General features: G+C 61.4%; 13 protein-coding genes. 10 read left to right on the top strand and 3 right to left on the bottom strand.

Going from position 1 to position 12231, the window contains the following annotated elements; all coding sequences use genetic code 11:
• The first annotated feature begins 68 nt into the window (after positions 1 to 68).
• The 3 genes from O6760_RS00995 (at position 69) to groL (ending at position 2824) form a co-directional block, all read left to right on the top strand.
• Entirely contained in the window at positions 69 to 569 is a 501-nt protein-coding gene (locus O6760_RS00995; protein WP_269583632.1) for a hypothetical protein, read from the top strand.
• 269 nt (positions 570 to 838) lie between these two features.
• On the top strand, positions 839 to 1126 hold the full coding sequence (gene groES, locus O6760_RS01000) for a co-chaperone GroES (protein ID WP_094074079.1): 288 nt from the start codon (positions 839 to 841) through the stop codon (positions 1124 to 1126).
• 54 nt (positions 1127 to 1180) lie between these two features.
• Positions 1181 to 2824, top strand: coding sequence for a chaperonin GroEL (gene groL / locus O6760_RS01005; RefSeq protein WP_269583633.1), 1644 nt, complete (start codon positions 1181 to 1183; stop codon positions 2822 to 2824).
• Between the two features lie 176 nt (positions 2825 to 3000).
• Here the strand turns inward: groL and O6760_RS01010 are convergent, their stop codons facing one another.
• Entirely contained in the window at positions 3001 to 3591 is a 591-nt protein-coding gene (locus O6760_RS01010) for a hypothetical protein (protein WP_269583634.1), read from the bottom strand.
• 275 nt (positions 3592 to 3866) lie between these two features.
• On the bottom strand, positions 3867 to 4262 hold the full coding sequence (locus O6760_RS01015; RefSeq protein ID WP_269583635.1) for a hypothetical protein: 396 nt from the start codon (positions 4260 to 4262) through the stop codon (positions 3867 to 3869).
• 306 nt (positions 4263 to 4568) lie between these two features.
• Between O6760_RS01015 and O6760_RS01020 the strand changes: the two genes are divergently transcribed.
• The 6 genes from O6760_RS01020 to O6760_RS01045 all read left to right on the top strand — a co-directional run bounded on the left by O6760_RS01020 (position 4569) and on the right by O6760_RS01045 (position 11114).
• A complete protein-coding gene (locus O6760_RS01020; protein ID WP_269583636.1) occupies positions 4569 to 5507 on the top strand; it encodes an ABC transporter permease in 939 nt (312 codons plus the stop codon).
• A complete protein-coding gene (locus tag O6760_RS01025; RefSeq protein ID WP_269583637.1) occupies positions 5508 to 6374 on the top strand; it encodes an ABC transporter permease in 867 nt (288 codons plus the stop codon). It abuts the gene before it with no gap.
• A 5-nt stretch (positions 6375 to 6379) separates the two neighbouring features.
• Positions 6380 to 7921 (top strand): ABC transporter substrate-binding protein, encoded by a 1542-nt coding sequence (locus O6760_RS01030; RefSeq protein WP_269583638.1) that lies wholly within the window; start codon positions 6380 to 6382, stop codon positions 7919 to 7921.
• Between the two features lie 60 nt (positions 7922 to 7981).
• Positions 7982 to 8587 carry a hypothetical protein gene (locus tag O6760_RS01035; protein ID WP_269583639.1) on the top strand — a complete coding sequence of 202 codons (606 nt, stop codon included), beginning with the start codon at positions 7982 to 7984 and terminating at the stop codon, positions 8585 to 8587.
• A gap of 2 nt (positions 8588 to 8589) precedes the next feature.
• Positions 8590 to 9195: a hypothetical protein gene (locus tag O6760_RS01040; protein WP_269586194.1), complete on the top strand. Its 606-nt coding sequence runs from the start codon at positions 8590 to 8592 to the stop codon at positions 9193 to 9195.
• A 128-nt stretch (positions 9196 to 9323) separates the two neighbouring features.
• Positions 9324 to 11114 (top strand): HTTM domain-containing protein, encoded by a 1791-nt coding sequence (locus tag O6760_RS01045; RefSeq protein WP_269583640.1) that lies wholly within the window; start codon positions 9324 to 9326, stop codon positions 11112 to 11114.
• A 12-nt stretch (positions 11115 to 11126) separates the two neighbouring features.
• Here the strand turns inward: O6760_RS01045 and O6760_RS01050 are convergent, their stop codons facing one another.
• Positions 11127 to 11831: a glutathione S-transferase C-terminal domain-containing protein gene (locus O6760_RS01050; RefSeq protein ID WP_269583641.1), complete on the bottom strand. Its 705-nt coding sequence runs from the start codon at positions 11829 to 11831 to the stop codon at positions 11127 to 11129.
• Between the two features lie 175 nt (positions 11832 to 12006).
• On the opposite strand from O6760_RS01050, the gene O6760_RS01055 reads away from it, so the two are divergent.
• Complete coding sequence (locus O6760_RS01055; protein ID WP_269583642.1) at positions 12007 to 12219, top strand: SlyX family protein; 213 nt, start codon at positions 12007 to 12009, stop codon at positions 12217 to 12219.
• The last annotated feature ends 12 nt before the right edge of the window (positions 12220 to 12231 follow it).

A 12231-nucleotide genomic window follows, 5' to 3' on the forward strand; every position in this document is an offset into this window, starting at 1 on the left:
TAATGGTGGCTGGAAGACGTGCTCGCGGGCAGATTGTTTCTGCGGTTGTGATTGCAGGCGGACTGCTCATGGGTGTGGCGGGCGCTGCTGCCCAATCGGACACAGTCCAGCCTTCGGACGCATTCCGGGACGCCCTTGCCGCCTACGACCAGGCCTGGAACGCCTCCGGCCTCGCCTTCACCAAGGTGACCTTCACCGACGGTGGCGCCACGGGCTACGGACAATATACACCCCGGACCAACACCGTTTTCACCGACGAGGAAGCCCTGACCGTCTATGCCGAACCTGTCGGCTACGGGTTCCGCGAGGGTGACGGCAGCTTTGCCTATGAACTGACCGCGAGCTTCCGTCTGCTCAACCTGTCCGGTCAGGTGCTGGCGGAGCAGGACAATTTCGCGACGTTCGCCGGCGAAGGCAGGACCAAAAAGCGGGAATTGTCCGCCGCACTGACCTTCCAGTTCAGCGGTCTTCCGGCCGGCGACTATCAGTTGGAAACCCGTTTCCAGGACGAAATCGGCGGCAGCCAGTCGACCGTCACCTTGCCTTTTTCGGTGATGGGAACCAATTGACCCCCGACGGTTGAGGGCGGGACCGCGGCTTGCCTGCCCGTCAAAGGCCGTTCCTCTCCGGCACAGCGCGCGGAATCTGATTAAATTCTCGTCACAGAGCATTGACAAGACGGGCTCAGCTTCATAAATCCATGGCGCTGTTAGCACTCGCCTGTAGGGAGTGCTAACATGCCACGGGAGGCAATACCTCTCCGTGCCTAGTCAACCTAGAAATCATGTCTCGCGCGCTGCCAATTGCGTGGGGCGCGCTCATGAGAGGAAACAGTCTTATGGCATTTCGTCCACTGCACGACCGTGTCGTTGTTCGCCGCGTAGACTCTGAAGAGAAGACCGCAGGCGGCATCATCATTCCGGACACCGCTAAGGAAAAGCCGCAGGAAGGCGAGATCATCGCTGTCGGCACCGGCGCCCGCAAAGACAATGGCGAGATCGTAGCTCTCGATGTCAAGGCAGGCGATCGCGTCCTGTTCGGCAAGTGGTCCGGCACCGAAGTCAAGATCGACGGTGAAGACCTCCTGATCATGAAGGAATCCGACATCATGGGCGTGATCGCTTAACGCAGCGAACCGCTTTTGATCTCAACCAAGTTCCAGAACAAGTGAGACGACCACATGTCTGCTAAAGAAGTAAAATTCTCCTCCGACGCCCGCGAGCGCATGCTGCGTGGCGTGGACACCCTGGCAAATGCCGTCAAAGTGACCCTCGGCCCGAAAGGCCGTAACGTTGTCCTCGACAAGGCATTCGGCGCACCGCGTATCACCAAGGACGGTGTTTCCGTTGCCAAGGAAATCGAACTCGAAGACAAGTTCGAAAACATGGGCGCACAGATGGTGCGCGAAGTGGCTTCCAAGACCAACGACATCGCTGGCGACGGCACCACCACCGCAACCGTCCTGGCCCAGTCCATCGTCAAGGAAGGCGCCAAGGCTGTTGCCGCCGGCATGAACCCGATGGACCTGAAGCGCGGCGTTGATCTTGCTGCGGCTGCGGCCGTGAAGGCCCTGGAAGCTGCTTCCAAGCCGATCACCACCTCTGCCGAGGTTGCCCAGGTCGGCACGATCTCCGCCAATGGCGACGAGCAGGTCGGCAAGGACATTGCCGAAGCCATGCAGAAAGTCGGCAACGAAGGCGTGATCACCGTCGAGGAAGCCAAGTCCCTCGAGACCGAGCTGGAAGTCGTCGAAGGCATGCAGTTCGACCGCGGCTACCTGTCGCCTTACTTCGTCACCAACGCCGACAAGATGCTGGCTGACCTGGAAAAGCCGTACATCCTGCTGCACGAGAAGAAACTCTCCAACCTGCAGGCCATGCTGCCGATCCTGGAATCCGTCGTTCAGTCCTCCCGTCCGCTGCTGATCATTGCAGAAGACGTTGAAGGCGAAGCCCTGGCCACCCTCGTGGTCAACAAGCTGCGTGGCGGCCTGAAGATTGCTGCCGTCAAGGCTCCGGGCTTCGGCGACCGCCGCAAGGCCATGCTGGAAGACATCGCGATCCTGACCGGCGGCACCGTGATCTCCGAAGATCTCGGCATCAAGCTGGAAAACGTGACGCTCGACATGCTCGGCACCGCCGAGAAGGTGTCCATCACCAAGGAAACCACCACCATCGTTGACGGTGCCGGTTCCAAGGAAGACATCGACGGTCGCGTCGGCCAGATCAAGGCCCAGATCGAGGAAACCACTTCCGATTACGACCGTGAGAAGCTCCAGGAGCGTCTTGCAAAACTCGCAGGCGGCGTTGCCGTGATCCGCGTTGGCGGTGCGACCGAAATCGAAGTGAAAGAGAAGAAAGACCGCGTCGACGACGCCCTGAACGCAACCCGCGCTGCCGTCGAAGAAGGCATCGTCCCGGGTGGCGGCACGGCTCTGCTGCGTGCGAAGAAGGCTGTCGAAGCGCTTGCTTCCGATAACGCCGACATCGCAGCCGGCATCAAGATCGTCCTGCGCGCTCTGGAAGCTCCGATCCGTCAGATCGCAGAAAACGCCGGTGTCGAAGGCTCCATCGTGGTCGGCAAGATCCAGGAAAGCAACGACGACACCTTCGGCTTCAACGCTCAGAGCGAAGAATTCGTCAACATGATCGAAGCCGGCATCATCGACCCGACCAAGGTTGTGCGCACGGCTCTGCAGGACGCGGCTTCTGTCGCCGGCCTGCTGATCACCACCGAAGCCATGGTTGCCGAACTGCCGAAGAAGGACTCCGGTCCGGCCATGCCGGGTGGCGACATGGGCGGTATGGGCGGCATGGGCTTCTAAGAAGCCCACGCTCAAAAAGCTTGACGGAAAGGGCGGTCCTCGGGCCGCCCTTTTTGCATCCTGCGCCGCCCATCACTCCTTTTTGTGCCGCCTTGTGGCACGGGGGGGGGGGGGGGGGCGGCGTTGGTTTCCAAGAAGCCGGGCGCTTTTGAAAATGCCCGCCTTGGATTCCACAACTAGGTCTTGTCGCTGAAGTGCCTTGAGGCGCGATACCAGAGGAAGGCCAGGAACAGCCCCGCGCCGCCGAAGCTCGCCATGGTGTCGAAGAGCGTGGCGGAGAGCGGCTCTTGCGCTTCGATATCCGTGCGCAGGCCGAAGATATCCGCCCAGTCATAGGCGACGATGTCGCTCAGGCTCTGTTGTTCTGTCACCATGAAATAGACGAGACCTGCAATCATGCCCAGGATAGGAACCAGGGGATACCTGGCGCCGATCGCGCGCTTGATGCGCTCTTCCCTGTCCCCCATGTTTGCCTGCAGCCCCCGGAACTGCAGATACAGGACATAGCCGACGATCAGCATGACGGGTATGAATGCGAGGGAAGGCATGCCCTTGCCGACACCGGTGAAGAGAAACCCGCCTGTGAGCATCAGGGTGATGGCGGCAGCGGCGAAGGCCGGCCAGGGTTGGTTGGCAACGAACCTCGTCACCACCGGATCCTCGACATCGTCCACCTCCTGGTGAAACGGCTTTTCCCGGCCTGCCGGCTGCATGTCGGGCCGTCCCCCGGACTGCCCGCGCTTGCCGAAGGAATTCTGTTGCCTCATGACGCCCTCACCACAATCAAGCGTCAAGACTTATAAGGACTGCAACTTAAGATTAGCTTACGCCATTTTCCGAGACATTTCCCCGCGATCAAAGCCGTGTGCACCAGTGAACTTCTCGCGGCCCAAAGGGTTCATCAAGGCAGCGGAAAGATGCGATAGCAAACACCGCACAGCCGGCGCCCGGGCAACTTGAATGAGTGACCCCGGCCCGTCGGGAAATCGCTCCAGCGGCGCCGACCGGCACGGGAAGCGGCACGGATGCTTTCGAACGCACCTCAGGTGTTTCGATAGATCAGGGCAAGCGCTCCGGCGAAAAGCCCGAATTGCAAGGCAAGATAACCGGTTTCCATGAGAACGAAGGGCAACGGATCCGGAACCTGCTGCTTCGCCACAAAGGCAAGGACGTGCGTCGTCCATAAAAAAACGCCCGTGAGAGCGCAAAACTGTGCGGCCTTCGCCAACCCACTGCTCCCGATATTGATCACCGGGTACAGAAGCGCAAGCACCACGCCCTGGATGACGATTGTCACCAGCCCCAGGCTCACATTCGGCTCCCCGTCAAAATACCCGAAAGCCTGGTATCGTTCCTTGAACAGCCCGACGTGCCAGATCAGTGCCAACGGAAACACGATTGCACAATAAGCCAAGGTTGAAATCCCGATCCTGATCATTCGATAGCCCCTTTTCACTCTGCTCCGCGCGCTTCGTCGCGGTCTATGTCATGCTGTTACGACGTTTGACATCACCGGAATCCGACAGTTTCAAAAAAACCTCCGCAAAAATGTCTGGATGAAGCCGGAAGATTGACTCGCGGAATCCAAACCCTGAATTGATTCCATCCGCTCAAGAACCACCCCTGATTTTAAAACCGAATAATTCCTGAATTTTTTTCTCATATTTTACTCCCACCTCTCGACAGCCCCCGTTTTAATATGATTGTTACTCTCAGGTTTTAAAAACTGAGGGACAACCAACCGATGCTGCACCGGCTGGGCCACCGGCTCATCCAGTCATTGATCCTTCTGCTCCTGGTCTCCATCGCCGGGTTCGCGCTCCTGCGCATGCTGCCGGGTGATTTTGCGGAAGTCCTGCTGCTGTCGCAGATGGACGGCACCCTGCCCGACCAGGCAGCCGTGCAGAAATTCGCGACGGAGAACGGCTTTCACGATCCCTTGCCCGTCCAGTATCTGCGCTGGCTGGGCGGTGTGCTGACCGGAGATCTCGGCCGGTCCTTCGTTACCGGAGAAGAGGTCGCCTCGGACATTCTTCTGCGCCTCAACCGCTCCCTGTTCCTTGCGGTGCTGTCCATTTGTCTGGCCCTCACCATTGCCATCCCGCTGGGATGCTTTTGTGCCTATCATGCCGGCGGTGCCTGCGACCGGGTGCTGGCGATTGTCAGCGTTGCCGGCCTGTCCATTCCCAATTTCTGGTATGCCCTGCTGCTGGCGCTCTTGTTTGCGCTTGCACTCGGCTGGCTGCCGAGTTCCGGCCACGGCACACTTGCGCATGCAGTCCTGCCCACGCTGGTGATCGCGACGACGATGACCGGAGTCCTTGCCCGGTTCGTGCGGGCGCGGCTGCTGGACGAATTCCATCACGCCTACATTCGGACCGCCCGGGCCAAAGGCCTGAGCCAGTCCCGCGTGCTTTTCGGGCATGCCTTGCCGAACATCCTGCCATCCACGCTGACGCTCACCGGCCTGCAATTCGCCCGGGCCTTCGACGGCATGGTCATCATCGAGACGATCTTCGCCTGGCCCGGCATCGGCAGCCTCCTGGTCGAGTCCCTGCTCAATCGGGACTACCCGCTGATCCAGGCCTGTTTTCTCCTGATTGCCGGCGGCTACATCGTGATCAACCTGGCCGTGGACTACCTGGTAGCCCTGGCGGATCCGCGTGTCGAGGAGGCCGTCTGAATGGCGACGCGTGCGAAACGCGCCTCCAGGGCAACCGTGCTCAACAGATCCCTGTTTCTGGCGGCGCTTGTCGCCTTGGTCATTCTCGCGCCTTTGGCGGCTCCCCACGCACCGGACCGGATCGATATCCTGAACCGGCTGTCGCCTCCCACGTTCGAGCATCTGCTTGGGACCGACCAGATGGGGCGCGACGTGCTGTCGAGACTGCTCTTCGCCGGACGGCTGACGGCTGGCAGCGCGCTTCTGGTGGTGCTGTTCGCGGCGATCGCAGGCACGCTGCTCGGCACTGTTGCGGGCTATATCGGCGGCTGGCCGGATCGCCTGCTCATGCGCTTCTGCGAGGGCTTTTCCGTCCTGCCCGCGCTCGCCATCGCCATGATCATCGCCGGTGTGATGGGCCTTGGCCTCGGGGCCGTGATCGTGGCCCTGGCGGCGGTTCACTGGACCGAATACGCCCGCCTCGTCCGCAACATGATCCTGGTGGAGCGATCCAAGCTCTACATCATGGCTGCGGAAGCGCTCGGCACGTCGCGGCAAAGCGTCATTCGCCGTCATCTCCTGCCGAACATCTCCGGCCCGCTGCTCACCATGAGTGCCTATTCCCTGTCCTGGGTCATTCTCGCCTTCGCCGGCCTGAGTTTCCTCGGGCTGGGTGTCGAGCCCGGCACCGCCGAGTGGGGCCGGATGATCGCCGACGCACGTACCCACATGCGCAGCCATCCGTATCTGGTGATGGCGCCCGGCTTCACGATCATGGCTTTCGTGATGGCGATCAACCTCATCGGCGACAGCGTCGGCGACCGGCTCCGACGGCGCCACACCAGCCTTCTCACCCTTCCCAAGACCCTCCAAAACTCAAGGAGTTGACCCTCGTGTTCAAACACAAGACCCTGCCGCGCCTCGCTTTCGCCATGGCCGCCACCGCCCTGATGGCCCTGCCGCTTGCGCCCGCGCAGGCCGATGCCGACAAGACCCTCACCGTCGCAACCATGTGGGAAGCCCTGCCTTTGTCCATGAAGCCGCGGCGCAGCCGATTCTTCAACGAGAGCGAAATCCTCGACACGCTGGTCAAGCTGGATTTCGACATGGAACTGGTCCCGGGCCTGGCCACTTCGTGGGAGCGGGTTTCCCCCACCGTCTGGCGTTTCAAACTGCGCGAGGGGGTCACCTTCCATGACGGCGCCAGCTTTGACGCGGAGGCCGCGAAGTTCTCGCTGGAGCGTGTGATCGCGCTGCTGCCCTACGCGTCGGACCTTCTGAACATCAAGGAACTGCGTGCGGTCTCCAGCCACGAGCTTGAAATCGAGACCAACGAACCGTTCGCCGCCCTGCCCAACCAGCTGACCGACGCCATCACGGGTATCTATGGCGCCGCCTCCTTCGACGCCGACGGCGAATTCGTCAAGCCGGTCGGCACCGGCCCCTGGGTGTTCGGCTCCTATTCGAAACAGGATCGCACGGTTGTGAGCCGCAACGACGCCTATTGGGGTGACGCCCCGGCACTGGAGCAGATCACCTATCGCTATATCCCGGACCACAACGCCCGCGCACTCGCGCTCGAAACAGGTGAAGTCGATTTTGTCGTCCACCTGCTGCCGTCCGACGTTGCGCGTATGAAGGCGGACGAGAACTTCACCGTTCACATGGACCCGAGCGCCGGTCTTTACTACGGCGCCTTCAATGCCGGTGAAACAAGCGTGCTCAAGGATCCGAAACTCCGTCAGGCGATCAACCTGCTCGTCGACCGCGACATACTCGTCAAGGGTGCTCTCGACGGCATCGGCAAGCCGGCCTGGACCTTCTTCCCGCCGGAATTCCCCTGGGCGGCTCCGGAAATCGACGCCTACAGCTTCGACCCGGACCGGGCCGCCACGCTCCTGAGCGAAGCCGGCTACGAAAAGACCGACGGCGCCTGGACCAAGGACGGCGAACCGCTGACGCTGCGCATCCTGAGCTATTCCAGCCGCGCCGAAATGTCCGCGATCACCGAGACCCTCGCAGCGCTGCTGGAGCAGCAGGGCGTGGCAACCGATGTCGAGCTGTTCACCTGGGCCGGCATGCTCGACCTTGTCAAACAGGGTGACTACGACGTGTCGGTTGTCTTCTGGACCCCGGAAATGACCGGCCATCCGGACCTGCACCTGAAATCCCAGTTCCACTCCCGGGCCGGCCTCAACTACCAGAACTGGTCCAACGCCGCGTTTGATGCCCTTGTCGACAAGGGCCGCACGCTGGATGCCGGGCCGGAAGCGCTGGAAACCTATGCCAAGGCCCAGGAGATCCTGCAGGAAGACGCCCCGATCCTGCCGCTCGTGCACAAGATCTACGTGGCTGCTTCGGCGAGGGACGTCACCGGATACAAGGTTCACCCGTCCGGGTTCTTCTACAATTTCAAGGCCGTTTCCAAACAGTAAGCCAGGAAGGTGCCCGGCCGTTATACCGCCGGGCACCTCGCCATATTCACGGAGCACGACATGGCCTCCTGCCTGTTCCTCAAGCCGATCAAGGGTGCCGGCAACGATCTTCCCGATGTCGGCGACTTTGTATCCGACATCGACGAGATCGATCACTACGCACTCGAAGCCGTCGATCTTTCGGCCTACCGCGCCTTGCTGCTGCCGGCTCACCTGGACCAAAGGTTTTTCGGCGGCCTGAGCGAAAAGATCGAACGGTTTCTGGACGGCGGCGGCACGCTGGTCTTCAACGGCCATGTCGCCTGGCCCATGCTGCCGGAGTTCGAGCCGTTTCAGCCACTGGACCGGTTCAACGTGGACGCCCTGCAGATCCACCGCGTCACGGAGCACCCTGTCTTTGAAGGTGTCTCGACCGAACACCTGACCTACCGCCGCGGCGTTGCCGGCTTCTATGCCCGCGGCTGCAACCCTCCGCCGGAGGGGGCGACCGTGCTGCACGGGGTCGGGCCGCGACGCCTGCCCTGCGACTGGGTCTACGAGCGCCCGCGCGGCGGCCGGATCCTGATGCATGCGGGCAATGACCTGTGGATGTATGTCGGCTCAGCCGACACGACGGCCCGCATCCCGCCGCAACTCTGTGCCTGGGCCGCCGGAAGGAAGACGTGACCATGCCCCAGCTCGCCGTTCTGGACGCCGGAACCTATTATCATCACCGCACCATTTACGAACCGCGCTACCGGTCTTTCTTCGACCGGATCATCTACACGCGCGACCTGCCGCAAACCGACCTCTGCGATGTCGACATCCTGCTGGTCTCCTGCCGGACCGACCCGTCTGTCCTCGGCCCGTGCAAAGACCGGATCGCGGATTTCCTGAGCAAGGGAAAGACCGTTGTCGCCATGGGTTCGACCGGCCACCCGTCCTGGCTGCCAAATGTCGACTGGACAGACACACCGACCAATTTCTGGTGGTGGAAGGAGGGCGAGGAGATCGGCCTGAAGATCGCCGCGCCCGACCATCCCCTGTTCAGCCACCTGTCGCTGGCCGACGTCACCTGGCACTATCACGGCTATTTCCAGGTTCCCGCCGATGCACGCTCGCTGGTCGATGTCGGTAACACCGGATCGATCTTCTACGAAGACACGGTGTCGACACCCGGAAAGCTCCTGATCACGTCGCTCGACCCGATGTATCATCACGGCAGCCATTTCATGCCGGCAACGACCCGGTTTCTGGACGGGTTCCTGCCGTTTTTGAAGGAAGGTGGGTGCTGAGGCGCGATTGCCACTGCGGCCATTTGCGTGAGTTGTGTTTTCTCCGAAAAATTAACCATGTGTGGCTATCCTGACCCCTGATCAGAGTTTTGCTTAGCGAACCTCTCACAGGGACAGCGGTGACGGTGGTGACCATCAAACTGGCCTCGATACGAACGATCTTCGGGATCGACCTGCGCACGCTGGCGCTGTTCCGGGTGCTGCTGGGCGTCTATATCCTCATCGATCTGGTGATGCGCACCGGCGATCTGGCGGCCCATTACACCGATGCCGGGATCATGCCCCGGTCCGTCCAGATCGATCATCTCTACGTCACCACCTGGTCGTTGCATCTTGCCAACGGCGCCGCGTGGTTCCAGGCGCTTCTGTTCACGATCGCCGGTTTCGCGGCGCTCGGCCTGTTGCTGGGCTGGCGCACCCGTTTGATGACGGTGCTTTGCTGGGCACTCATGCTGTCACTGCAGAACCGCAACACGTATATCCTGTCGGGTGAAGACAATCTGTCCGTGCTGCTGCTGTTCTGGGCCATGTTCCTGCCGCTCGGCGCACGTTACTCCGTCGATGCGGCTCTTGAGCGGGCAGAGCGCGTCACGACCAATGCCTACTGCACGCTCGCGACAGCCGCCCTGCTGCTTCAGGGCATGTCGATGTACTTCTTCAGCGCGCTCCTGAAGACCCATCCGATCTGGTACGAGGACGGCACGGCCGTCCACTATGCCTTGCAGCTCGACTACCTGGTGACGCCGTTTGCGCTCTGGTTCCGGCAATTCGACGATCTCATGAGCGGCCTGACCTATTACGTCTACGCGCTCGAACTGATCGGTCCGTTCCTGATCTTCTCGCCCATCTTCCACCGCACACTGCGCACCGTCGTCATGCTGGCCTTCATGACCATGCACCTGTCGTTCCTGTTCTTTCTGGAAATCGGCTTTTTCCCGTTCATCTCGATCATCATGAACCTGACCTTCATGCCCGGCTGGATGTGGGACAGGCTCGCCGCCTGGCTGCCTGTGAGGTCAAACGCGCCGGTTGCGATCTGGTTCGATCGCGGCTGCGACTTTTGCGAAAAGACCTGCCGGCTCTTACGGGTGTTCCTGTTCCTGGGCGACACGCCCGTCCGGCCCGCGCAGGACGATCCCGAGCTCGGTCCGGATCTTGAACAGCGCAATTCCTGGATCGTGACCTTCGGCAACGACCGGACCTACGAGTTCGATGCCCTCGCCAGGCTGGTCAGCCTGTCGCCGGTATTCTTTCCGCTCGGCTGGCTGATGCGGCGCGGCCTGTTCCGGAAACCCGGAGCCCGTTTCTATGCCTGGGTCGGCCGAAACCGGGGTGCCTTCTCGCGGTTTTCTGCCCGCTGGCTCGCCTGGCGCGAGACCCCGGCGCGCTTTGGCGCGGTGACCCAGGGCCTTGCCGGCCTGTTCCTGGTCTTCATCACGGTGCAGAACGTCTCCACGCTGCCGTGGAGCGGCCTGTCTCCCTTGCCGGATGCTTTCCGGATGGTGCGCCAGGCCCTTGGCCTTTACCAGAACTGGACCATGTTCGCCCCCTATCCCGAGATGACCAGCCCCTGGCCGGTGATCGAGGGCGAATTGACCGACGGCTCGGTCGTGGATGTCTATCACGACCGTCCGGGCCTGGCGGATTTCGACAAGCCCGAGGTCGTCTCCGCGGAATACGCCAATTACCGTTGGCGGAAGTTCCTGTCGCAACTGGAAGACCAAAGCTACGAAGACCGCCCGCAGACGCTGGCGCTGAACTATGCCCGCTACCTGTGCCGGCGCTGGCCCGAAGCCCATCCGGACATGCCGGCGCTTGCCACCTTCGTCATCTATTTCCAGATCGAGGTCTCGCAGCCGCCGGGTCAGCCGAAGGAAGTGGAGACCCGGCACGTCTGGAGCCACGACTGTTTCGGCTAAGCAGCCTCCTGCTCAATCGCGCGGTGGAATGTTGATCGCCTTCTGGCTGGCCGGACGGGCCAGGCAGGTCTCGACCCAGCGCACCACGTTGGTGTAGCCCTGATACCCGGTGACTTCGCCGGCCTCGTAAAAGCCATTGATGTTGCGCGCCCAGGGCCAGCAGGCCATGTCGGCAATGGTATAGTCTGCTCCAAGGATGAATTCGCGTCCCTCCAGTTGGCGGTCGAGCACACCGAGCAGGCGCTTGACCTCGTCGCGGTAGCGCTCGAACGGACGGCGGTCCTCATATTCCCTGCCCGCGAACTTGTGAAAGAAACCGAGCTGGCCGGTCATCGGCCCAAACCCGCCCATCTGCCACATCAGCCACTGGATGGCCTGGTGTTTCGCGGCCGGATCCGCAGGCAGGAAACTGCCGGATTTCTCCGCAAGATAGATCAGGATCGCCCCGGTCTCCCAGAGCGGCAGCGGCTTGCCGTCCGGACCGTACGGATCGATGATCGCCGGGATCTTGTTGTTGGGATTGAGCGACAGGAATTCCTCGCTCATCTGGTCGTTCGTTCCGAAATCGACCTTGTGCGCCTCGTAGGGCAGTCCGGTTTCCTCCAGCATGGCGGAGACCTTGATGCCGTTCGGCGTCGGCAGGGAATAGAGCTGGATCCGGTCCGGATGGCGTGGTGGCCATTTCCGGGTGATGTCGAAATCGGTCAGGCTGGACATGAAACGGTCTCCGGTCGGGATAAATGAACCTGTCAATTTTCCGGAGACACTAGCGATGCGCCACGCCCATTGAAAGCCACGGACAGCATGGTCACGCGGAATTGTGCTTTCGCATGAACCCGCCTATATGTGCGCTCTTCACAATCAACTTCTCGCCGGGTTCCAGGAGACCAGCATGGCAGACGATACCGAAGCCCGTCTGGAGAAACTCGAAATCGATCTCGCGCACGCCACCAACACGATCGAGGACCTCAATACCGTGGTCGTGGAACAGGGCCGCCAGATTGAACGGATGACCCGCTTGCTCGCCAACATGACGGACCAGGTCGAAGAGCTGATGGAAAACGTCCTGCCCGGCCACCAGAACGAAAAGCCGCCGCATTACTGAGCTATTGCCCTT

The organism is Roseibium sp. Sym1 (assembly GCF_027359675.1).
GTDB lineage: Bacteria > Pseudomonadota > Alphaproteobacteria > Rhizobiales > Stappiaceae > Roseibium.

What these genes read in the sequence shown, in the direction of transcription:
- groL (WP_269583633.1), top strand. Translation starts at nt 1,181, where the DNA reads ATGTCTGCTAAAGAAGTAAAATTCTCCTCCGACGCCCGCGAGCGCATG.
- O6760_RS01040 (WP_269586194.1), top strand. Translation starts at nt 8,590, where the DNA reads ATGCCCCAGCTCGCCGTTCTGGACGCCGGAACCTATTATCATCACCGC.
- O6760_RS00995 (WP_269583632.1), top strand. Translation starts at nt 69, where the DNA reads ATGGGTGTGGCGGGCGCTGCTGCCCAATCGGACACAGTCCAGCCTTCG.
- O6760_RS01010 (WP_269583634.1), bottom strand. Translation starts at nt 3,591, where the DNA reads ATGAGGCAACAGAATTCCTTCGGCAAGCGCGGGCAGTCCGGGGGACGG.
- O6760_RS01050 (WP_269583641.1), bottom strand. Translation starts at nt 11,831, where the DNA reads ATGTCCAGCCTGACCGATTTCGACATCACCCGGAAATGGCCACCACGC.
- O6760_RS01015 (WP_269583635.1), bottom strand. Translation starts at nt 4,262, where the DNA reads ATGATCAGGATCGGGATTTCAACCTTGGCTTATTGTGCAATCGTGTTT.
- O6760_RS01035 (WP_269583639.1), top strand. Translation starts at nt 7,982, where the DNA reads ATGGCCTCCTGCCTGTTCCTCAAGCCGATCAAGGGTGCCGGCAACGAT.
- O6760_RS01020 (WP_269583636.1), top strand. Translation starts at nt 4,569, where the DNA reads ATGCTGCACCGGCTGGGCCACCGGCTCATCCAGTCATTGATCCTTCTG.
- groES (WP_094074079.1), top strand. Translation starts at nt 839, where the DNA reads ATGGCATTTCGTCCACTGCACGACCGTGTCGTTGTTCGCCGCGTAGAC.
- O6760_RS01025 (WP_269583637.1), top strand. Translation starts at nt 5,508, where the DNA reads ATGGCGACGCGTGCGAAACGCGCCTCCAGGGCAACCGTGCTCAACAGA.
- O6760_RS01055 (WP_269583642.1), top strand. Translation starts at nt 12,007, where the DNA reads ATGGCAGACGATACCGAAGCCCGTCTGGAGAAACTCGAAATCGATCTC.